The sequence below is a fragment of the Bacteroidia bacterium genome (genome assembly GCA_027493955.1).
GTDB lineage: Bacteria > Bacteroidota > Ignavibacteria > SZUA-365 > SZUA-365 > JAOSJT01.
In genome coordinates this window covers 5,071,785-5,094,425 of record JAOSJT010000001.1, presented here as the reverse complement: position 1 = coordinate 5,094,425, position 22,641 = coordinate 5,071,785, and the positions used below count along the sequence as shown (strand labels likewise).

General features: G+C 53.0%; 16 protein-coding genes and 1 pseudogene. 4 read left to right on the top strand and 13 right to left on the bottom strand.

Annotation, left to right across the window (positions count from 1 at the left end):
- Positions 1–25: 25 nt before the first annotated feature.
- The 3 genes and pseudogenes from M5R41_19220 to M5R41_19210 all read right to left on the bottom strand — a co-directional run bounded on the left by M5R41_19220 (position 26) and on the right by M5R41_19210 (position 2,797).
- A pseudogene (locus M5R41_19220) lies at positions 26–271 on the bottom strand (KilA-N domain-containing protein).
- Positions 268–2,655, bottom strand: a complete 2,388-nt coding sequence (locus M5R41_19215) for an N-6 DNA methylase (GenBank protein ID MCZ7558524.1) — start codon at positions 2,653–2,655, stop codon at positions 268–270. The pseudogene M5R41_19220 and the gene M5R41_19215 overlap by 4 nt, the downstream one beginning before the upstream one ends.
- On the bottom strand, positions 2,645–2,797 hold the full coding sequence (locus M5R41_19210) for a hypothetical protein (protein MCZ7558523.1): 153 nt from the start codon (positions 2,795–2,797) through the stop codon (positions 2,645–2,647). The genes M5R41_19215 and M5R41_19210 overlap by 11 nt, the downstream gene beginning before the upstream one ends.
- A gap of 1,120 nt (positions 2,798–3,917) precedes the next feature.
- Here M5R41_19210 and M5R41_19205 point away from each other — a divergent pair.
- On the top strand, positions 3,918–4,223 hold the full coding sequence (locus tag M5R41_19205) for a hypothetical protein (GenBank protein ID MCZ7558522.1): 306 nt from the start codon (positions 3,918–3,920) through the stop codon (positions 4,221–4,223).
- Positions 4,224–4,225: 2 nt separating this feature from the next.
- Positions 4,226–5,347 carry a hypothetical protein gene (locus M5R41_19200; protein MCZ7558521.1) on the top strand — a complete coding sequence of 374 codons (1,122 nt, stop codon included), beginning with the start codon at positions 4,226–4,228 and terminating at the stop codon, positions 5,345–5,347.
- A 50-nt stretch (positions 5,348–5,397) separates the two neighbouring features.
- On the opposite strand, the gene M5R41_19195 is transcribed toward M5R41_19200, so the two are convergent.
- From M5R41_19195 to M5R41_19160, 8 genes are all read right to left on the bottom strand, one after another.
- Complete coding sequence (locus M5R41_19195; GenBank protein MCZ7558520.1) at positions 5,398–6,315, bottom strand: hypothetical protein; 918 nt, start codon at positions 6,313–6,315, stop codon at positions 5,398–5,400.
- 288 nt (positions 6,316–6,603) lie between these two features.
- A complete protein-coding gene (locus M5R41_19190; protein MCZ7558519.1) occupies positions 6,604–9,309 on the bottom strand; it encodes a VWA domain-containing protein in 2,706 nt (901 codons plus the stop codon).
- 1,037 nt (positions 9,310–10,346) lie between these two features.
- The gene (locus M5R41_19185; GenBank protein MCZ7558518.1) at positions 10,347–11,123 is read right to left on the bottom strand and encodes a hypothetical protein; all 777 of its coding nucleotides are present in this window, start codon (positions 11,121–11,123) and stop codon (positions 10,347–10,349) included.
- Between the two features lie 349 nt (positions 11,124–11,472).
- Entirely contained in the window at positions 11,473–11,895 is a 423-nt protein-coding gene (locus M5R41_19180) for a hypothetical protein (GenBank protein MCZ7558517.1), read from the bottom strand.
- Entirely contained in the window at positions 11,895–13,850 is a 1,956-nt protein-coding gene (locus M5R41_19175; GenBank protein MCZ7558516.1) for a hypothetical protein, read from the bottom strand. The genes M5R41_19180 and M5R41_19175 overlap by 1 nt, the downstream gene beginning before the upstream one ends.
- A 97-nt stretch (positions 13,851–13,947) precedes the next feature.
- Positions 13,948–15,381, bottom strand: coding sequence for a hypothetical protein (locus M5R41_19170; protein ID MCZ7558515.1), 1,434 nt, complete (start codon positions 15,379–15,381; stop codon positions 13,948–13,950).
- Between the two features lie 144 nt (positions 15,382–15,525).
- The gene (locus M5R41_19165; GenBank protein MCZ7558514.1) at positions 15,526–16,530 is read right to left on the bottom strand and encodes a tyrosine-type recombinase/integrase; all 1,005 of its coding nucleotides are present in this window, start codon (positions 16,528–16,530) and stop codon (positions 15,526–15,528) included.
- 444 nt (positions 16,531–16,974) lie between these two features.
- On the bottom strand, positions 16,975–17,238 hold the full coding sequence (locus tag M5R41_19160) for an ATP-binding protein (GenBank protein MCZ7558513.1): 264 nt from the start codon (positions 17,236–17,238) through the stop codon (positions 16,975–16,977).
- Positions 17,239–17,342: 104 nt separating this feature from the next.
- Between M5R41_19160 and M5R41_19155 the strand changes: the two genes are divergently transcribed.
- Complete coding sequence (locus tag M5R41_19155; protein ID MCZ7558512.1) at positions 17,343–18,527, top strand: AAA family ATPase; 1,185 nt, start codon at positions 17,343–17,345, stop codon at positions 18,525–18,527.
- Positions 18,520–19,215, top strand: a complete 696-nt coding sequence (locus M5R41_19150; protein MCZ7558511.1) for a hypothetical protein — start codon at positions 18,520–18,522, stop codon at positions 19,213–19,215. Before M5R41_19155 ends, M5R41_19150 begins: the two co-directional genes overlap by 8 nt.
- Positions 19,216–19,715: 500 nt before the next feature.
- Here the strand turns inward: M5R41_19150 and M5R41_19145 are convergent, their stop codons facing one another.
- Entirely contained in the window at positions 19,716–20,687 is a 972-nt protein-coding gene (locus tag M5R41_19145; GenBank protein MCZ7558510.1) for a nucleotidyl transferase AbiEii/AbiGii toxin family protein, read from the bottom strand.
- Positions 20,684–21,490: a transcriptional regulator gene (locus M5R41_19140; GenBank protein MCZ7558509.1), complete on the bottom strand. Its 807-nt coding sequence runs from the start codon at positions 21,488–21,490 to the stop codon at positions 20,684–20,686. Before M5R41_19140 ends, M5R41_19145 begins: the two co-directional genes overlap by 4 nt.
- Positions 21,491–22,641: the final 1,151 nt, after the last annotated feature.

Sequence of the window (22,641 nt, the reverse complement as noted above, 5' to 3'; positions counted from 1 at the left end):
CCGCGGCGCTGGTGGTGAGCAAGCTGTTCCGTCCTGCTTCATTTCTAATTCCCTCGAATTCGAGGGAATTAAAATCCGGGTTGTGAATCTGTTCCCAGACCCCAAGGAAGATGATGGTGTCCTTGTTCTTGAGCCATCGTTCGATGAGTGCGCTACCGCCATCGAAATTACGCACCATGTCGGTGAGCGAGATGTAGTCGCCGTGCTCCCTGGACAGGATGGTGATAGCCGTGCCCTGGACGTCGATGGCGGTCTTTTTTGCCTTGCTCATGTTTTCGCCCCCATCTTCTTGAGGTGTCCGTCCACCTTTGCGGCGAGAGCGGCCACTTCATCCACGAGCTGCGGCAGCGGTGTGGCGTAGCGTTCGGCGAGCTGGCGGATGCGGCCGGTGAGGGTTTGCGATACGCGGTCCAGTTCAGACTGTGCAGCAATTGCGAGTGCAGCCAGCCATTTATCGTCCACGACCAGCGTCCTGATCTCATCAGCATCCAGTTTCGCGTACTTTGCGGCGACTTTGGCATTCAGCGCGTTCATCGCATCCTTCACCTGTTTACGAGCATCGGTTTCCGCGTCGATGAGTGCGAGGCAAGCATCCAGAAGCTTCTGTTCGTCTCCGGAATCCTTGTCTGTTTTGATGTCGGTCATCCGTGCTTTCACGCTCAGTCTCGTCAGTTTCCCCTTGTCGTTTTTCGCATCAGCAAGCAGGCCATCCTCGCCCCCATGCTCTTCGTCCAGTTCCTCCAACTGCCGGGCGAGGTCCTCACGTTGGGATTCGAGCTGTTCAATCGCCTCTTCCTCCAGTAAGAAATACCTGTTGATGATGAGTTCCGCAGGAATGAGCTCGGTATTGGGCTTGCCGTCCAGTATGGCCTTCCACCCTTCCTGCACGATGATGTACACATCGTCCTGCATCGTGCCGGCCCAGTACTCCATCAGATGCTGATATACGTCGTAGGCATCGAGCAACGGCGCATTCGCGAACGTCGCCAGCATCTTTTCGGAAATTTCCTCAATCAGTGTTTTTGGCCGATCGCCAATAGAGAGGTTTTTCAGTCGTGGTGTATACGTCTTCTTCCATCGCGCAAAGAGAGCGGTAACAGTTTGATTGAAGGCGGTAAATTCCTCATGGTCGAAGATCGTACTCTTGATCTCTGTCGCGGGAACCCGAAGCAGACTGTATCCCGGGCGATCAGCGCGTTTGAACAATGCCTTCCTCACGGCCGGGAACACCCGCCAGTATGGATGGAGAGCATCGATGTCGCGATTTGGTATGCCTCCGCGCAGATGTCCATCAATATCCTGCAGATCCTCCGGCTCCGTGCTGTCGATATAGCGCGGGATGTTCAGATTAAAATCATTTGCCTCTACTTCCGCGAGCGGCACCAGGCGGGAATACCGATCAATCTCCAGTTGCCGGGTGAATGCATCGACGATCTTGTGAATGTCCTGCGCCCGCAGTCGGTTCTTGTTGCCGTCCTTCTCGAAGTACTTGCTGGCATCGATCATAAAGATGCCTTTTCGGCCAACAGCATGCTCCTTGTCCAGCACAATAATGCAGGCGGGGATGCCTGTGCCGTAGAACAGATTCGCGGGCAGTCCAATGATCCCCTTGATATAGCCCCGACTCACAACTTGCCTGCGGATCTGCCCTTCCGCGCCACCGCGAAATAACACACCGTGCGGCAGAATCACCGCACCCTTACCCGCGCTTTTAAGCGATGCGAGAATATGCAGAAGAAACGCATAGTCGCCATTCTTCATGGGCGGGATACCATAGTGGAAGCGGCCGTACACATCGTTCTCAGGGTCGAAGCCATTGCTCCAAGCCTTCGTCGAGAACGGAGGATTTGCAACCGCAAAGTCGAAGGTTTTAAGCGCACCAGTCGGCTCAGTGAAATGCGGCGTGGAAAGCGTATTGTCACGCCAAACCTCAGCTGACGGACAGTCGTGCAGAATCATGTTCATGCGCGCCAACGCGGCGGTAGCGACATCCATCTCCTGGCCGTAAATGGTGATGTCAATTCCCGTGTTACCCTTCGCTTCGTCGTGCGCCTTGAGCAGCAGCGATCCGGAGCCGCAGGTAGGATCGTATATCGTCTGAGTGGAGCTCTTCACAGTCCTCAGGCCTATCACCTTGGCCATGATACGGGAGACCTCCGCCGGAGTGTAGAACTGCCCCTTGCTCTTCCCGGACTCCGTCGCGAAGTGACGCATGAGGTACTCGTACGCGTCACCAAGCAGATCATCACCCTCCGCACGATTGGAACGGAAATCCAGTCCAGGCGCATCAAAGATGGCGACAAGGTTCGAGAGGCGGTCTACCATCTCTTTTCCCTTGCCCAGCTTGTCCGCATCATTGAAATCCGCTACATCGATCACACCTTTCAGGTCGTTCGCTTCAGCGAGCCGCCCGATGATCTTGTTGATCTTGTCGCCAATTTCCTTGTCGCCTCTGAGGGTCACCATGTCCGCGAACCCGCCGCCCTTCGGCACCTGAATCAGGGAATCCTTTTTCCCCGCATAGCGATCAGAGACATACTTGACGAACAGCAGCACCAGCACATAGTCCTTGTACTGCGATGCATCCATTCCGCCGCGCAGTTCATCGCAGCTTTTCCAGAGTGAGGAGTAAAGTTCGGATTTTTTAAGGGGCATGTTGGTATTTTCCCAGTTCTGTATCAGTTGGCGCCTCACCAATCAGCACCAGCATCAGATTTTGAGTTGCCATGAATATTTTTGCTGCTCGCGAGAGCAAGTTGCGGGCAGAATCAGCCTCACCAAACTTCATAAGTGCCAAATCCCCCTCAATCCTGATCTACGGCACGCAACCTCCCGTCTAGAATGCTCCGCAACGAATCGGCATAGGGCTTCATCATTCGGAAAGGTAGCACCGTGTGGAAGAATTTCGGCAAGAAGAATACGTGGGATCGAAATCAGCATTTATCCCATCCATTCAAGCGTACTTGAATGCCTCCCCATGGTTTTACAAACTGCTGATTCAGCACCACGACCTCGCATGTGTTGGCTGGAATCTGTACGGAGAATGTACGGTTCTCCGATGAAAGATAAAAGGGTGGTTCATCGAGGATAGGGTCGCACGAGGATAGGGTCGCAATATGCGGGTAATTGGCATTGGGTTGACCAACCCTTCTGGGGTTCATCGCTATCTATAGCCATTACTCGCGAAGGGCTGTACTCGAGAGGTTTGCCCGTCACCAATAGCCCATCATCAACACCATTATCTGCATAAAGCGAAATTATCTATATTGGATTTGAATTGATCGTTGAGACTCCTTCTCAACTCACAACAAGCTCAATCGTTTGTCCAACCATTGGTGTAATCCTTTCAGTTTTTTCCGGCTGCAGAGCCCTTGTCACCATAATTCAATTTCTTTTGAAGGAGGTCACTATGGAACTCGTCGTTGCAGTAATGGCTCTTGGGGCAGCTCTAGCGGGGCGACCGAACTTACGGTTCTGTCACTTGTAGTCAGATATAACTGAACGCTGCATGAATGCGAAGGGCGCTAAACGATGAGGACTAGAGCAGGGGGTGAAATTCCCCCGCCCCACCCTCGACCAGTCTAATTCATGGATCCTTGCGCGTCTGCGTTCGAATTCAATGCGGGCTTGTGATGCATCAGCATCGCCAATACTTGTCGGCAGGGTCGTGCGATTGCCGTCCCAACTAATATCATTTTTGCGTGCTGGAGTCATCTAGAGGGAAGATTCTCGCGCTGCCATTTTTTCCATTCGATTAGTCTGTCCGTGAACATCGTTGGGGCGAAACCCGCGTAAGGTCTCTTAGCCGCCCTGTCATCGTATATCAACATTTTTTTCTTTTTTGTTGATAATGGATAAAATCACGATACTTACTCCTTGCGTGGCAAAACGAGTCTCTCACATCAAATCGGATCGAAATGGCAAAGAAAACAGTTCCGAACATTGCAGAAAAAGTCCGCTTTTGGGAAGAACAGGACAAAATAAATCTGGCACTTATCCCTCGGGTAATCGAGCTACACGAATCTGTTTGTGAGCTTCATAAACGAACGGCGGACATCACTGGACAGATTGCTGCAGCGGAGGCTCGAGTGCTCAAAACCGTGGGCGAGAAATACCAGAAAAAGATGGTGCTCCCATCAGAACATCTCAAACTTGTCGCCTACGCAGCTCTTGTGCTGTCGTTCATTTCGTGCGCGCTCTCAATCTTTCAGCTGGTTCGGTAGAAATGCACTCCTACGCAAAGCTTCCTGAACTGGAGCGTATTCCGCTTCGCAATAAGCACCGCCGATACTCGTGGTCAGAAACGATCAAACAGTCCAATCGGATGAGAAACGATCTGTTTGCGATAGAAATCGGAGCAGGTCTTGAGGTTGGACTGCGTGGAATCTTCGATGCTCATAATGTGACAGATGACCTCTTCGAGGCCTATCAGCGGGCTGCTCCAGACATCGCCACAAAATTTTCTCTTTATGATCGGTATTTGGAAATGGTTGAGCGTGGTCCGGATAGTGCTGTAGGATTCATAAGTAACGTCAAAGGCAAACTGGCAGAGATTCGGATGCCGGAGCATCTTGCACAAGAATATCCTGGATTTTCCTTCTCGCTTGCTTCCAGTCAAAATCAAGCAGGATGGGACATCTTTGGCACGAACGTTGAGGGCACCGATGTTTTCTTCCAGGTCAAAGTGGGTGGCTCGGGCTACGCCAACAACGTAATGTCAAGCATGGAAGCTAATCCCGATACCCTCTTCGTGGTCAGTAATGAGATCAGGGATGCAATTGTCACGCATCATCCGGAAATGGCGGGACAGCTTCTCCACGTGAACCTCTCCAATTATGAGCTCACCTCCGAAGTTCAAGAAAACATGAATCTTCTGGCAGACAACTTTGGCATCGATGTCCCTGACGCCGTTGGGGACTTTCTTCCATACGTCAGTGAGATTGTACTCGGGATCAGGTTGATCTACGATATAGTGAAGGTGGAGCGTGACTTCGGGTCCGTGAACATTGATGACCGTGGGCGCATGCATGCAATGAAAGCTCTCGTTTTGTTCCAGCGATTCGGAGTTTCTACCGTGTGCACAATAGTTGGTGGTTCAGCGGGAACCGCAGTGTTGCCTGGATTTGGCACCTTCGGAGGTGCGGTTTCAGGAGCGGTTGCTGCAGCTTACCTCAACCGAAAAATCCGCCCACACACCATGGACCTTGCGATGTGCCTCTTTCAGGTAACGGAGGACGACATATTTTATTTTCGGAATAAACCTGCCATCGACAACGTAGGCGCCTCACTATCACTATCAGCATCTTCGATTCAAAATCACCCCGCTTTTGGCTCACTACAGTCTTGAACCAAAGTGAATGACCACCGCCTAAAGGCGTGGCTACGGTGTGCCGCTGGTCAACGAGTCTTTTCGTCTTCGCTATCCTCGCGAACAGGCATTCGCGCCAATTGTTCCAACGCCAACATGAGACGGTCGACTTTGTCGTACGGAATGGTGTCGTAGTAGTTCGAACCAACCTGAATAAACGGGACGAGGCTCTGGATGCCCTCTCTAGACGGGTCAACGACCCAATTGAGTGTAGGTTTCCCAGGCTGATACCTAAGCTTGATCAAACTGTCAAGCGGAATATCGTATTTGCAGATGATGTCGCAGTGCGTATAAAAATATTGGTCTGATGCGTTTTTATAGACCGCAAAGTAATACACTCGGGAAGAATTCTTCTTCATATTTAGCCGAAGCATACAGTTTACGATATGTTCGCCCTTGTCAGCAGGTACGATCTCGTCTAAGTTCAATTCGAGTGTATCGATTTTTTCCGTCCACTTCCCAGCTATAAGAGCATCGTATGGATGAAACTTGGTGTCGAGATCTACCGATCCGGCAACCTCAAATAGAAGGACCGCCGGTTCGTCCGGTGACTCATTTACCAGCCTGAAGGTGATGGGGACGACACATTCGACAATCTCGGCTTCGCTAAACCACTTGATATTGGGGATGGGAGAATGGTTCATACCACGCGCCTTATTTTCCCACCTCGCTGAATCGAAACGGTTCTGCCACTTTTCCATCGCAATAGTCAGCGCTATCGTATGTGTAGCGGTGCCTTCAACTCTCGCGGTATCCTTAGACAGCAGTTTTGGGAAATGAGCCAATTGTTTCTCAACATATTGATCTTCAGGAGACTGTGGTTTGCTGATATAAAAGATGAGCAAAGGGATGCATGCACCAATAATAAAAGTTATTGCATGACCAATCCATTGATTACGTGAAGATGATCCATCCTCGCGATTTTCCTTCTGCCTTTCCGCATCCATCGTGAAGTGACTCGCTGGTTCTGGCACAATTTTAGGTCATAGTACGCAAGAATTATGCCCGATACAAACCGGGCTTTTTTATTCCTATTTCCGGAACTTACCCACCTCATCACCACCCACTTCACTCCAGGGTAGAGACCATACATAGAGAATCCAGCGATCAGAAATGCGTATGCGGCGATACATATCGTCGCGTGATGGTGCCCCCCCTCCACCCTCGACCTTCTTCATAACACAGTTGAAGCAAGGTGATGTATCGGCATAAAAAACTATGTTTGCACCTCATGACTACAACTTCGTCACCCGCTGACTCAGCACCATGTCGCGTATGAAGACGATTACGTAGTACACACCCTTGCTCCGCTCCCGAAGCGGCACAACCAAGTCCAAACCAGGGGGCGTACCCGCACCGTCATGGAGGACGTCATACCGCCCCGACAGGTCGCTGATGATAACGCGCATCGACCCCGCTTCTGCAGAACGAATCGCGACATGAAGGACGTTATCCGCTGGTTCGGGGTAGACGTGCAGTTCGGCGGCGGCTGACGGCGATGGAATGGCCTCGATTCCAGTGACGGTAACGTCGAACGGGTCCGACATGGCTGTGCATCCTGCGATGTTCGAAATACGGACCTGGTATATCCCAGGTTCCGTTACAATGTGGAATTGGTTGACGGCGGAGGGTATCGGGATGCCGTTCCTATACCATTGGTAACTGGATGCAAGGCCAGTCGTTAGGAGGTCGACAGTGCGTTGAATAATTGGTTTTGCAGGTGAAGGAAGCGTGCTCGCATCGATGGTATCAGAATGTCCTATGCACGCATGAATGTCATGAACCGTCACGAAATATTTTCCAGCATTTCGTACTACCTTCATCGACGATGTCGTACCATCGTTCCATTGATAGCTGGAGTAGCCTGGACCCGCATCCAGCAAGACGGAGTCGCCCTCACAGATCATGATCGGCCCCGTTGGGGAGATTTTGGGTTCGGGTGCTTGGTATTTCTCCACCGAGAGCAGATCTGATATTCCGACGCAACCCTTATCATCGGTCACCGTCACCGCAAACACACCTGAATTCGATGCCATGATTTTTTGCGTCGTTGCCCCGTTAGACCAGCGATACGTCGCATATCCGGCACCCGCATCGAGCACAACACTGCCGCCATCGCAAAACGAAGTGGGACCCTCCGGTCGAATGACGGGCTGCAGTGAATCCCCAATGCTAATGATGACGGGCGCAGAGGTACCGGAACATCCGTAGCTCGAAGTAACCGTCACAGCGTAAACACCCGCCGTGCTGACGGAAATCCTCCGCTGTTGTTTCCCATTATTCCATTGATACGACGTATACCCACCGCCTGCGTCCAATTCTACCGAACCGCCCTTGCATAAACGGATCGTGCCCGATGGCATGATAACAGGAGCTGGTGCAGGCTGGACGAACACTTGTACGCTTCCCGAGGTCGCCTGAACTCCCTGTTGATCGACAGTTCGTACCCAGAATGTACCACTATGGCGGACGGTAATGTTTTGTGATGTTTGTCCGGTTGACCAAAGATATGACCAAAATCCGCCCGAGGCGCTGAGTACAACGCTGTCGCCCTCACAAAATGACTGTGGTCCGTCCGCCGTTATAATTGGGATGTTAAGATTTATGATGCGAACTGCACTCGGCTCGATGCTTGGGCGGAAGCAACCGTTCGCTAACATGACGTTTGTGGCTCGAATCTGACATTGAACCGAATCGACTGGTGCGGAAGCATGTAAAGTTAGTTCCATGAGCAAACCGGTTCCGTCAATATTTTTCTCATCATTAACGGAAATACTAACGCCACCGGGAACCTGCATCACTGAAAGAGGCATCCCCGACAAAAGCGTACTCGATGCAGTCGATGCGGTCACGAACTTCACACACGATGTATCCACTGACAAAGTGAATGAGAATGGGGAGATCGATTTATTTTGAATCGGAGTTATCAAGTTCAAAGGAACAACGAAATCGTTGCCACCCCCGGCGTTGACGTCCCCAAGCTTCAAATGGATACTGCTAAAAGTTGACGAGTCAAGTGGTGCTGTATATGAAGTTACAACTGTATCCGAACCGCCACAGAAATTATTCACACCGAGTTGCACCGAGCGTACACCACCGTCGGCGCAATCACGTTCGTAGGTTATTACGGGTGGAAAGCCTAAATAGCTAGAGATGAGAGAGTACAACTCGGCGCTGATCGCCCCCGACTGGCTACCGTTGGGTGCATGGAAGTACTCACCGCCTGTCAGCTGCGCGATCGAGTCCAGAGCCGCGCCATTGGCTACGGAACCCAAACCTACCGAGAACACGCGGATGCGATGCCTGATCGCGAGGTCGAGGACCTCCGACATTTGACGAGTCGAGCCATAAGAGTAGCCGTTTGTGACGAGAATCATGGCCCGACATTGGTTTACACCATTGTTGATAAGTTCTATTAAACCGGCATACGCCCCGTCCCATAATGCTGATCCTCCGCTAGCCGGCAACGCGTCCACGGCCGAATGCAGCATCGGTTTGTTTGTTGACATTTGTTGGAATACTGACACCACGGACGTAAACCACAGGATCGTCGCCTCGTCGATCAAACCATCCATGAGATCAATGAAGCCATGCCCCACCTGCTTGGCGGTTGCTTGCCCCGAACCACTCATGGACCCGGATGCGCTGAAGACCAGCGACACGGAAAATGCGCAACGTATTGTCGGGTCCGGACACCAAAACGTAAAGTCCTTGATCTCTACGCCATTCTCGAAGACGCGGAAATCCTGCTTCGTCATGTTATATGCCGGATTACCGTCACATCCAACCGTAAAGTACAGTGCGACCGTCGGCCAGTTCAACGTCACTCGCTTAAAGGTCAAATCTGGTTGCGCCTCGGCTGTCGAACAGAGGACGGCCATAATGATGAGTGCAGTGGTAAATGGACGCAATGTTGATCGAAATTCATTCTCAAACTGCACGTGTTGCCTCTACTTTAATCGTGAAATCAAGTCTTCGCTTTTCTTATTGCTGTTGATAGCCGTCGGGCGGTTCGAGGCGTGCTTGGACTGGTGTACCAATGGAGCAACGAAGTCTGACCGCCGTGATCCGATGAACCGACGAGAGCCCGCGCATGTGGCTTGATACCTGGAAGTTGGTCTCGCGCGAAAGTAACATTCCTCGCGAATCCACCATCCCGCTTCCACTGATATTGCGATCTCTCCGCATGAAGGTGAAATTTTCTGACGTAACGGAACGAATATAACAGCCCGCACGAACCGATGCTCGGCATGCAGTATGGATCACGATTCAGGCACGGAGGCACCTCACGTTAGGCGATGGATGGAGAAAGATACGAAGCAGATGCGAATGTGCAAAATGCTGCCAAATCGCGGACCTTCGGTCTTACCGGGAGCAAGGGATCAATTTCCCTATTGGCGAGTGATCTATAACTGTGTGCCCCCTATGCCGGTGCGAGGATCCGGATGTTCGTCTGACGGCCCGTACGTCTACGAAAGCGTCAAACCCTATTATTAATGTTACCCGCTGGAGTAACAATCCAGTGCCATCTGATGCTAGCTGTCACGAGACGTCACGGTCATGGGCACGCTTGGCGCTTCGTGCTACCGGTGTGTTATGGAAATGATCAGAATGCCGTTGATGATCGACGGATCAGATGCATGGACCTACACCGAACCATTTGACTGTGCTTTCACTTCACGCTCACCCAGAAGCGTTGCGTTCGCTGTCGTTTTGAGCGCGGTGACCAGTTCGGTCGTCGTACGAATCCCCTGGGCGGCCTTCAGTACGGCAGGACTCACATGTCACGGACGATTGCGGGTGCTAATTGATCAGCGTATCGCCGAGATGCTGGTCTGAAACATAGTGCGACCAGTCACCCCACTTGGAGAAACACGCCATAGAAGGAGTGCAAAAAACACGATGCCGACGGAGCGCTGTCGCCTGATTGCCAAAACTGGCAGCGACGGCTCCGCCGGCGAGCCGGATGGTGCGGCGATCAAAACCCGATATTGGGATCATCCATCAGTTTGTGAATGCTGACAGAGGAGCTCATCGCACTGGTATCGCATTGCGACGCTCGCAAACCATACAGTTCATCGCACTTGGCGTTAATCTTTTGGAGAAGGCTCAAATCGACCGCGCCCAGGATTACTGGACAGTCGGAATGCCAATGACCAGATTCGTCCTGATAGCTCATTTTGGCGTCCTGGTACCATTTGCCGGTCGTTTTAGATTTGTTGCGGGTGAAGAAGGCGCTGAATGTCCGTCCTGGCGCCAAACCGCCGCGTTGGAAACCGAACCTGCCACCTAGCATGGTTATCCAGTAATCCCGCCTTCTTGCGGGCTCCATCTCGTTCCAGCCCTGTGGAAATTCGTATCGAAGAATGCGGCCTTCCTCACTGTACTCGCGCGCCCACCCGCTTTCCACCTCGCGTTTTTCCAGCTTGGTCCGGATGGAAAGATAGTTTGGCCAGAACGGCAGCGTCACACCGCCATCCCCTGTTTCCGAATACATGCTTCGAACAATACCTCGATGATCTATCGTTTGTAACGCAATGAGGTCCATGACGACCCCTGCATGCCAAGGCACGGCTTCGTCAATGGAAGTCGCCGGGTTCTGGATCTCAACTTTCTGTGCTTCTTTCCAATGCGGACGAATCGCCAGTACGCCCCACTGCACGATATGCCCTTGCGTGATGGTATACTGTTCTTTCACAATTGGCGTATGAACGTCAAACGGGGAATCGAACATGCGGTCAAAATCGGTTCTCATGGTTGCTCCTTTAAGCTGAAGAGTACGTTTGATTTAAGTTTGGGTGCAGTTTTATCGGGAGGAGACCATGTCCGGTGCCAAACAACCATTCGAGTCAAAGGGACATCGGTCAGTTGGGAATTTCACGTCTGTAAGCAATCCTTCGTAGCAGTGTATACGCCGTGATAGCGAGGTGCCTGCGGGTTATGCGCTGTCGTGCACGATACCGTTTCAGATGCGTCAATCCACGTTTTCTGGCTACCGGGACGTACTGCCGATAGAATGCGTCCGGATCTTGCCGGAACAGCGTCAGCACGGCCATGGCGTCCTTGTAATCCTGCGTCTCGACGAGCGTCTTGACTTCCTGAAGCTACGCGAGCTGGGCCTTGAGGCCTTCCAGCGTCTCGCCCTGGGGCGTCTGTTGCGTCGACTGTTGTGCGGCCGTCGGTGCCGTTTGTTGTGTCTGCGTCGTAGACTGCGTCTGCTGGGCAGACTGGTCCGTCTGGAATTGCCGCGTTTGCTGCTGCTGGTCCCGTTCGGGCCGCGGTATGGCAAACGGCTCCTCCGATGACGGATGAAGTCCGGTATCCTGATTCGGATGCGTCGAGTCATTCAAAAATGCGAGCAAGGGATCGTTCGGAAGCCAGTCCACCGACGTGTTTTCCAGCGCGCGTTCGCGGCCGCCCGGCTGTTCGTACTGCGCATCAGACAGGTTGATGTCCTGCGGACGCAGCCCGCCCAGGGGCGCCTGTTGTTCGGTCGTCGTCGCGGTGTCGGTGGCTGTGGTGCTCATTACATTTCCTCGATCTGTTGTTGTGCCTGCTCGCCAACGTCGCCCTGTTCGACCTTCGCCAAGGCGACCTGCATTTTGGCCTTCGTTTCGGCCTTCATGGCCTTCACGTCGCCGTCAAGCTTCGCGACCGCCACCTGCTGCTTGCCGACGATCACTTCGGTCGACAGACGGTCGATGAGCTTGTCGCGTTCTTCCAGTTGTTCCTGTAGCTGCTGAATCTGGCCGTTCATTTCCTCGAACATGTCCAGTTTTTTGCGGATGCGTTCGGCGGCCGGCGAATCCGACATCTCGATGTTTTCGAGGAACAGGAATTTCTGCCAGCCGGGATCGGCCGTCTGCTGCAGCGCCAGGCGAATGTCGTTGCGCATCTCCACCCGGTCGGTCGGAAGGGACGACTTGGTGCTCATAACCACGTCGTGCTCGATGAGGTTGTTGTCGTCGAGTATGTCCGCAAGCGGTATGTCGACGATCTCGTCGCGGTCATCGATGTAGCGGACGATCTCCTCGCGGTTGCCGTAGTAGTTGATATATTCGACCGCCGCCTTGTACATCATCGCCGTGGCGGTCTCGCAGCGCGAACGGATGTCACGAGGGCGAAGGTCTGCGAAGGATGCGATTTGGCTCGATGCCGTGGCAGTGTTCGGCGACTGCGACGGGTCCCCTTGCGTGAATGCCGGACGGCCAGCGGAATACTCCATGGCGTCCTTCATGAAATTCCCCAGCTGAAACCATGCGGCCGCTAACGGCGCGGGGTACAGCGGTGTCGGCGCGCCGTTATTCGGCAGGTTGGGGTCTGGCTTGTATTCGATAAGGCCGCCGGCGGCAGCGCCGTTCTTGACGACGGCGTCACGGTTGATGATCGAACCCTGGGCGGCGATGAGGCGAATGTGCGAACCGACGTTGGCGTTGAGGATGGTCGTCTGGATGAACTTGTTCATCGCCTTCTGCATCTCGCGCAGAAATTCGACGGGCGACTTGCCGAAGGGATTGTCGAAATCGTCGGGCGTATAGACGGCCATGGGGTACACCGTGAGGGGAAGCATCTTCTCCTCGATCATGTCCTCATAACCGACGATCGTGCGGCGGCGCATGTAGACGTTTTCGGTATAGCGTACGAGCTTCGCCTGATACTTCTTGCGGAAGGCGTCAAGCTCGGCTTCGGATGCGAACACCCGCCGGGTGACGTAATGCGATTCTGCCTCGGGGTTCGTGACGTTCAGGAGGCAGTATATGCCGTAGACCTTCTCGTAGGCGTTGCGTATCAGGACGTTCTCGTTGTCCTGTTCTTCGGCCGTGGCGTTCCACTCGGTCTTGATGAAGTTCCCCCGGTCTTCCGGCACGAAACCGTAGATGTTCCGCACTTTGCGCTTCGGCATGACCTTCGCGACGTAAATGCATTCGGCGTCCTCGAAACACAGGCCGCTGCGTTTGGCCGACGGGTCGATGTAGAGGTCCTGCCAGCTGACGTGATCGAATGTGAGGTTGAACTTTCCCCTGCGGTAGAATGTCTGAGGCTCGACGATCATGCAGCCGATGTAGGTAATCAGCATGTCCTTGATCGCCTTCTTGTAGTGCGCGTCGCCGTAGGACCGCTGCCACATGGCTCCCAGGAGGGCGTCGTAGAGCTTCGCCACCCGCTTGTCGTACTCGCCGTACGACGGCATCACCCGCCCGGTGGGTCTGTCGGCCGTGAGGACCGCCTTCTGGTTCTGGATGATGGGCATGATCATGTTCATGCTCACCACGGGCGACTTCAGGTGTTCAAGCGCCTCGATCTGCTTTTTGGTGTACTGCGTGTTGGTGCCGTCGCGGTCGTTGTGATAGAGCTCCCATGACTCGATCGCCCGCTTGTCAAGATGGCCGCCCCGCTCGGACTGGTAGAATTCGAAACGTTGTTTCTCGAACTCCGCTTCCTTGCGGGACAGTTTTTTCGGCCGTGTTCTCTGCAGCTCCATGCGGCAAATATGACTTTACCGCAGGGGCGATAGGAACATCGGTTATGCTGTCACAAAAAAAAGCCCCTCCGGATGGAAGGGCGATGATTGACTAGGATTAATACTTTTTAAGAATAACCTTTGCAAAATTTGGGCCAATCGGCAGAACAGCTTTTACCCAACCTTCATTCGGCAAGTACAGCATTGAAAGCTCGCCCGTACTCGGTGTTAATGAAACCTTGCCCATTGCTTCATCGGTTGAGAAATTAACTTGAGATAGTACTAAACGACCGGATGTAGTTCCCCCCATGTTCTTTGCAGAAGGAACCACAACCTCGTAAGACCACCTACATATACCCTCTTTATTGGGCACCGATACATTTATTTCCACGTACACCTTTCCGTACTGAGGATGTGTACCATCACCAATCCACTTCCCAATGAAGTACGAGCCACCTTTTTTAACAGCCTCATTCCATGATTTACCCAAATTTGCCATGGGTGACTCAATGCGCTTACCTTCTTTCCAATATACAGTACTTGTGATCGCTCCTGAGTAAGGATTGAACTCCCTACAAGCTCCATCCATAACACCATTCTTCCATTCTGCTTCGCTCACGAGCCGGCCATCCTTGTATTCAACTCTAATTCCATGTTGTATGTCATTTTTCCAATCGGTTTCGGACTGGATATTGCCATTATAAGCCCAATCGGTGAATCTTCCATTAGCCAATCCAGCGCTATAGGTGCCTTTCGATTCCTTCACCCCATTGTCGTACCACCAGATCCACGTTCCTTCTCTTTTTCCGTCAATTCGCTGACCTTTGCATTTCACCGCCCCATTCGTATGGAATTCTGTGAACACAATATTGTTGCCTTTGTATCTATTCCAAGTTTTATAACTCCCTACGGAATCGCGCACCACCTGTGTACTATCCCACTGTCCTACGGTACCGTCAAATTCCAACAATGCCTCGAAGGCGTCTTTGAAGCCTAGACGTACAAAGGTGAACTGCATCTCTTTGACATCTTTGACACCGGGTATCTCATCGCGGATTGGCACTAGACCGTTACAAAGAGTCAACACATAGTTCGGCTTTATATCCCATATCGCGGCTCCCAATAATCTCATGTCCTGAACAGATGGCAGGCGGTTCGCCATCAGCCATGCTGGATCAGTTAGGTCTGGATCCAGTTCCTCCGTCTTGTTCTCCCGAGGTTCATTATAATCGTTGGAGATGTCCGAGTACAACGCTCGATATGATTCCAAATTTGAACCAATAATATATAATATCTGAATTAATCTATCATCTATAAAACCGAATTGGACCAGTTCAGGAACGGTCGACCTGTATTTTTTAACCTTCGCGTACTGCAACTTGGTTGCATCCTCAGATCGAAGCTTGTAATAGTCTTTCAGCTGTTCTTTCACTTGTTGCTTTGTCCAGCCGAATTCAGCCCCATAAAGGACTTTCATTTCTGTAGACTGTGGTAAACACTGACTCGAAAGCATGCACACCAGTGCAAAGGTAGTTACGACTGATATTCTCATGTTTGTCTCCAAGTGTTAATTTTATCGATAGAGGACTTTGTTTCCTCTGTACAATTACGACCAGTCAGCCGAGTTGGTGAAAATTGCATCTGAATGTCGGACGCAATTGTGAATAAAATGGCCGACAAAGTGCCGGCCATTGGATCACAACTTCAATCGGCTCACCACATCATGCATCGTTTCCGGCTGCAGATGGGCGTAAATCTCGGTCGTCTTGGAGTCCGAATGTCCAAGCAGGCGTCCCACCTGAAACAGCGATACGCCGTCCTGTACGAGCCATGAAGCGAACGTGTGACGAAGGGAGTGGAAGTGGATGGCCTCGGGGAGTTCCGCACGGCGTACGGCGCGTTTGAAGAGGTGCCTGAGACTGTCCGCCCGTATTGGTCGCCCCTTGTAGGTGAACACGAGATCCCACTTCCTCGATCGTCCTTCCAAGGTCTTGACGGCCAAGTCATTAAGCGGCACTATTCGTCCCCTTCCGGTCTTGGTCTTGAAACTTTCGGTATTGGTCACATGAACGACACGGCGTTCGAGATCGACCTGTCGCCATTGAAGGTTTAGTATCTCGCCTTGCCGCATGCCCGTACAGACCGCGAACACGATGATATCCTGCATCCAATGTCCATCAATCGTGACCCTCAGCTTGCTGAACTGGTCGCGAGTCAGAAAGACCGGTACCCGTTCAGGAAGGCGAATCATCTTGACGTTGGTGAACGGATTTGACTGCATGAGTTCCCATCGTACGCCCAGATTGAAGATTGCTCGAAGACTTCGTAGTTGTATGTTCACCGTGATCGATGAGATTTCGGACATACGTGCAATCTTGAACTTGTCTACATCCGCGCGGGTGACGTCTTCAAGCATCTTATCACCGATGATTCGAATGAAGCTCCTCAACGCCAGATCGTACGACAGGAAAGTTCTATATGCCTGATTCGCTTTGACATACTCGCATACACGGTCGGCGAATGTGACGAGTCGAACCGGTACCAGCTTCTTCTGCGGTTCCGCGTGCGCCTGGACAAACGCCATCGCCTCGCGTTTTGTCCTCTTGCCTGTGGACCGCCATTTTTCACTTCCATCGGGTAGTTGATAGCGAGCATAGTAATACCCATTGGCTCGCTTTTGCAGCCAAACTTTGCTTTTCATGGACCCTCATTGTCTATGGACGTAACACACAACGTAACAATGGGGTCAAAATTGGCGATTCCGAGCCCGTTTCGAGCGATTTCAACGCACTCTTAATCAGCGGGTCAGGGGTTCTCCGCCTGAGGCGGACCTCGCGTGTACGAGCACAAACGTGCCCAAACCCAATGCAGAACGGCCTTTTTCGTAAGAGAAGGGCCGTTTTTTTCTTGGGGTTGCAGCAGCAGGATTTGTTGAGAATTGCCTGATCGTGACGGGGTGTGACGGGGGTGGGTAGGAAAAAAGCAGGAAGAAGATCACTCGTCCAGAACCCCGAATGTCGCGGGATAGGGGGATGCGGGCGATTCGATGTGTACTCCTGCGAAAGCGACCTGTACTTCCTGCGCAAACGTACCAGCAGATCGGAGCGCAGTGACGATGGTGTTGCTGACATGAGAGGTGGTCGCTTTACTTCAAATTGAGGGTCACGGCGAGCCGCTTTCTCATTGAATCTCCTTTCAGCGTCATGGTGTACGCATTGTGAATCAGACGGTCCGTGATCGCATCGCCGAGGCTCGCTTCACCAATCCATTTGTGCCAATGTTCGATCGGAAGTTGATTTCTGATCATCGTCGATTTTTTGCCATACCTCTCATTGCTTTCTCGCAGTTGAATACAGCCAGAATCCGCACCCAATTTCCATTGTTTCCTTGCCATTCGGAGAATGAGCACGTATTTTTCCTTGCAGTAGCCGTTTGGAATCCTGATATACGTCACCGAACGGTTTGTATGCACGGAAATTCCGTGCTCAATCCACAGTCGCAACGGGCAATCGCATGAAACTCCGTGAGATCCATATCAAAGGCTTCAAGTCTATCGTAGATCAGCAAGTCGAATTAGGGCGCGTGAACTGCTTTATCGGCGGCAATGGAGTTGGAAAAAGCAACATTCTCGAGGCTTTGGGTGTCCTCAGTGCAGCCGCGGCCGGTAGAGTCGACGACGAGGCTATCATCCGCCGTGGTGTTCGGGCTGGTCTGCCCCGCTTGTTTAAAAGTTCGTTTGCTGGTATGAGGATTCCACCAGACATCATGCTGGAAGCGCGGAGTGCATCCGATACAATCTTCCGTGTGTCTCTGCTTAATCCGCTCGATAAACCTGAGCCGGCCTGGTCGTTCAAGACCGAGTATCTCTCCTCAGGCGGCAAGGAAATCGTGAGTCGCGGAGTGCGGGACAAAGTGCAGGACGAGAAGAATTTTGATAAAACGGCGGGGCTATCGGCCCTGAAACTCGTGAATCTTCAAACCGACGATCCGGCTTCCGTTCTGATGAAGACGCTGCAGGGTTATGCGATTTACACTCCGAATACACCGGCATTACGAGCGACGGTCCCTGATTCGCAAACACGGTTGCCCGTGGGGCTCGCAGGAGGCGGTCTCGCCGAGGGATTTGATTCTTTGAAGCGGGAGATGAGAGAAGAGGAAATCGCGGATGTTTTGGCACTTATCGACTGGGTGAGCGACGTGGCTGCAACCGATTCCGCTGGCGCACTGCTTTCGCCTGCAATTCCCCGGGCAAAACGGGTTTTGAAATTCACGGATCGATTCATGGCTGAGTCCCGAAATTCGCTCACAGCGTATGACGCAAGCGAAGGAGCACTCTACGTCCTTTTCGCCGCCATTCTGTGTCTGTCATCTTCATCACCTGCGGTGTTCGCGATCGACAATCTCGATTCCGCACTGAACCCACGACTCGTGACGCGACTGGTTGAACGTCTGGGTGAATGGCTTCGATCAAGTGATCCAAATCGACAGCTTCTTTTTACGGCTCATAATCCAACCGTGTTAGATGGACTCGATCTCGAAGACGATGAGATCCGTCTATTCGCTGTGGAACGTAACAGCGCCGGATATACGACGATTCGACGCATCACTGTCTCTGCGGAGTTACTCAGGTTGAATGAGGAGTATCCGCTCTCACGCCTTTGGGCTATGGGCAATCTCGGAGCCGTTCCCAATGTCTGAGTTACGCATAGCTCTTGTCGTCGAGGGGGATACGGATACGGTCATCATTGAATCCGCCCTGCGAGCGATCATCCCCACAACGTTCACACTAAGTCAACTTCAACCCGAAAAAACCCGCCCGAAACTGGGTGCCGGATGGGGTGGCGTGCTCCGCTGGTGCCTTGATTTTACGGAGCGCGGGTATCCCAGTCTTGAGACCGATCCGACGCTCCCAGACTTTGACCTTTTCATCCTTCATGTGGACGCGGACGTTGCAGACGACAGGTATGAGGACGTGAGTCAGAAAATCTCCGAAGAAGCAAATAACCGGCGATGGCCGATATTGCCCTGCGTGCTTCCATGTCCGCCGCCGCAAGGAAGTGTGGACGCGATGCGAAGTCGCTTGCTCGCGTGGGCGGGACTCACAGCACCGGGACCCAGAACTATACTGTGTGTACCTTCCAAGGCATCAGAGGCCTGGCTCGTTGCTGCGGTATTCGGTCGAGGTCACTCACTTGCGAGTAATCTTGAATGCAACACAAATCTCGCAACGCAACTTCGAGTTCTACCCGTAGCCGAGCGGGTACAGAAAAATGCTCTTGAATACAGGAATCACAGCAAGAGAATCGAGGACGCGTGGGCTAGCGTACGCGAACAGTGTTCGCAAGCGGAGCGCTTTTCACTGGATGTACTCTCGAAGTTACCATGATGCAATACGTTTACTTGGCGGGTCAGTATGACGACATTGGGGTACTTTTATGCATATCCATGTCAATAATGGCAGTCCTTGCTGACTCTTCATCAGCGGTTCAGGGATTCTCCGCCTGAGGCGGACCTCGCGTGTACGAGCACATAAGTGCCCAAACCCAATGCAGACGGCCTGAAATGAACATTTCGGGCCGTTTTTTATTGCGGGTCAGGGGTTCTCCGACGCGGCGGCGTTACCACAGAGTCAGCCCGTATCGTCAAGCATGTCCTACGATGAGGCGAAATCGGAGGGTCGGGCGCGGGGAGGGATGGTTTCTGCGACTCCGCTTCGCTCCGCGCAGAATGACCGCCGTCTATCACCCTGAGGGCGCCCGCCAGTCCGCCTGGGCTGACAGAACACTCTGAAAGAAATTTCAGGGCACTTTTTGTCTTCACGAGGGAAATGGGATTGATATCCGGGCGGAGTGTGCAGGCTCCGGTGCGGTATGGCACTATTGATAATCAATCGAGATGCCGATGTTCACGGACATTGAGAGTTTTCCAATAGAGCAACGGCTGATTCTGAATGCGGGTCTGGACGTCGGCGTCATCGGTTAACAGCGCGGCATCGATTTCTCCATACTCGAGGAGTTTGTCGAGGAACGCGCGTTCATTGCCGGTGAATGGAAGCAATCGAGCGAGGAGTTTTTTGCATGTAGCTACCAGACCAGCCCCATACTCCTCTGCTGGCAGCGTGAATTCCTCGCTCTCCACGCGCAGTAAGGGGATGAGCTGTCGGCCCAGTTCCACCGGGTCAACATCGACATCATCAACGCTCACGGTGCGCCAGTCCTTCCGGTTCATCGCGCCGTAGACGACGAACGCCGTACGCAACGACGCAAACTCAATATCCGGATGCTCAAGTATTTTTACAGCGTCAAAGATATCCCTTGCGACGCCTCGTGCGAGCAGCGCAGCGAGCTTCCCTGCCGCAAGTTCGTGAAGATCGAGGATGGGAATTTCCGATGCCTGCCAGGCCCCCAGTCGATGAGAATCAGATTTCTTTATGGGCCAAAGCGGTACGCGAAACATATAGTTCAGATCCACTTCCAGATTCCCGTACATCCCCGATGCATCAGTATATCTCAACAACCATTTGCCTCCCGCATGCTCGGAGGGTACGCGGCGGACGGTGTAGTCTTCGCGGGCAAATACGGCCTGAAGTGCCGCTTCCAGCTTCGGGCGTTGATCGAGCATTTGATCTCGTCCAACCGCGCCAATGTAGTTCAAATCAATATCGACCGAAAGCCGCGGCACGTCAAACACAAAGAGGTTGAGTGCCGTCCCGCCTTTTAACACCAGCTTCCCGTTGGAATACGGATGCTGCTGCATTGCGTGAAGCAGCCCGAGCAGACGTGCGACCTTTTCAAGCATGTCCGCTCTGAAACCGGTGGAGGCTGCCTCGGCGAATAGTTTCTCCCGCGATATCTTCATGCAATTTCTCCCCAGCGCGCATGATAGATATCTTCCGGTACTACCAGATTCCACTTCGCTACAAATTTGCCTGAAACTCTGCTTCCGCGATCAAGATAATGGGCTTGCCGGGGTCGCAACGCGCGAAGCTGCCCGAGGTGCTGCTCCTCTACCATCAAGATCTCCCGATGTTGTTCGAGATAAAATCCGACTTTCGCAGCGGTGGTCGCGTTACCAAGCAAGGACGTGTACGTGATGACCGAATCAATCGAGAAAAATTCGATGCTCTCGAGAGAACGCCAGATTTCCTCCCAGCTCCCGGACAGGCGTGGACGATCAAGCACATCCACGAGAGTGCGTTCCAGACTGGTGACGCGCAGAGTGACACCCTGTCGCTCTGCAAGCAAGACTCCGATGTCCGTTGAATCGGTCTTCGTCAGCCCGATGGGAAAACGGCTGCCGCGAAAGCGCTGCGCGCGAAAGGTGAACGATGAGGCGGGACGGACGGAGGAGTAGAAAAATTCGTTACGCATCGAGTATGAACGTCCGTGGAACGCCAATGCCGTGTGGTACGACAGCACTGCATCGGGCGTGACCTTTCCGGTGATAAGAAATGGGTCGACTGGCCATGTGTTGCCAATTTCACCGGCCGGAATAACTGCATACAAACCTCGTTTTATCTGAACGAGCTTCCCCGTCCGCCGATGATACGCGAGCAGCGCCTCCTGTGCGCGTGCGCCATAACCGCCGCGCGAATTCAGATATTCGGCGAATTCCCCTCCGGAAAACACCGGATGTCTCCTGAAAAACTCTTCGTGCTTCATTCCATTCACCGGACATGGCATCGCATAACACACAACAATGTATGTGTTTCCATGAATAACGTCAAATCTTTTACCCGGTATTTGATATTTTTACTAATATCACATATTATTTTTGTGTGTTGTTTTTAATTTTTTCAAAAACCTCAAGCTTCTTCGGTTACCTGCCCTCAGCTTCCTGCATTCAGCGGGTCAGGGGTTCTCGGACGCGGCGGCGTTACCACAGAGTCACCCCGTATCGTCAAGCATGTCAGACGAAGAGGCGAAATCGGAGGGTCGGGCGCGGGGAGGGATGGATTCTGCGACTCCGCTTCGCTCCGCGCAGAATGACCGTTCGTCTGTGACCTTGCGCGAAGTCGAAAGGCGCGTCCTGAGCGAAATCGGAGGGTCGGGCGCGGGGAGGGATGGATTCTGCGACTCCGCTTCGCTCCGCGCAGAATGACCGTTCGTCTGTCACCCTGCGTGAAGTCGAAAGGCGCGTCCTGAGCGAAATCGAAGGGGCAGACGCGGGGAGGGATGGTTACTGCGACTCCGCTTCGCTCCGCGCAGAATGACCGTTCGTCTGTGACCTTGCGCGAAGTCGAAAGGCGCGTACTGAGCGAAATCGGAGGGTCGGGCGCGGGGAGGGATGGTTACTGCGACTCCGCTTCGCTCCGCGCAGAATGACCGTTCGTCTGTGACCTTGCGTGAAGTCGAAAGGCGCGTCCTGAGCGAAATCGGAGGGTCGGGCGCGGGGAGGGATGGATTCTGCGACTCCGCTTCGCTCCGCGCAGAATGACCGTTCGTCTATGACCTTGCGCGAAGTCGAAAGGCGCGTCCTGAGCGAAATCGGAGGGTCGGGCGCGGGGAGAGATGGATTCTGCGACTCCGCTTCGCTCCGCGCAGAATGACCGTTCGTCTGTGACCTTGCGCGAAGTCGAAAGGCGCGTCCTGAGCGAAATCGGAGGGTCAGGCGCGGGGAGAGATGGATTCTGCGACTCCGCTTCGCTCCGCGCAGAATGACCGCCCGTCTGTGACCTTGCGCGAAATCGAAAGGCGCGTCCTGAGCGAAATCGAAGGGTCGGGCGCGGGGAGGGATGGATTCTGCGACTCCGCTTCGCTCCGCGCAGAATGACCGTTCGTCTGTGACCTTGCGCGAAGTCGAAAGGCGCGTA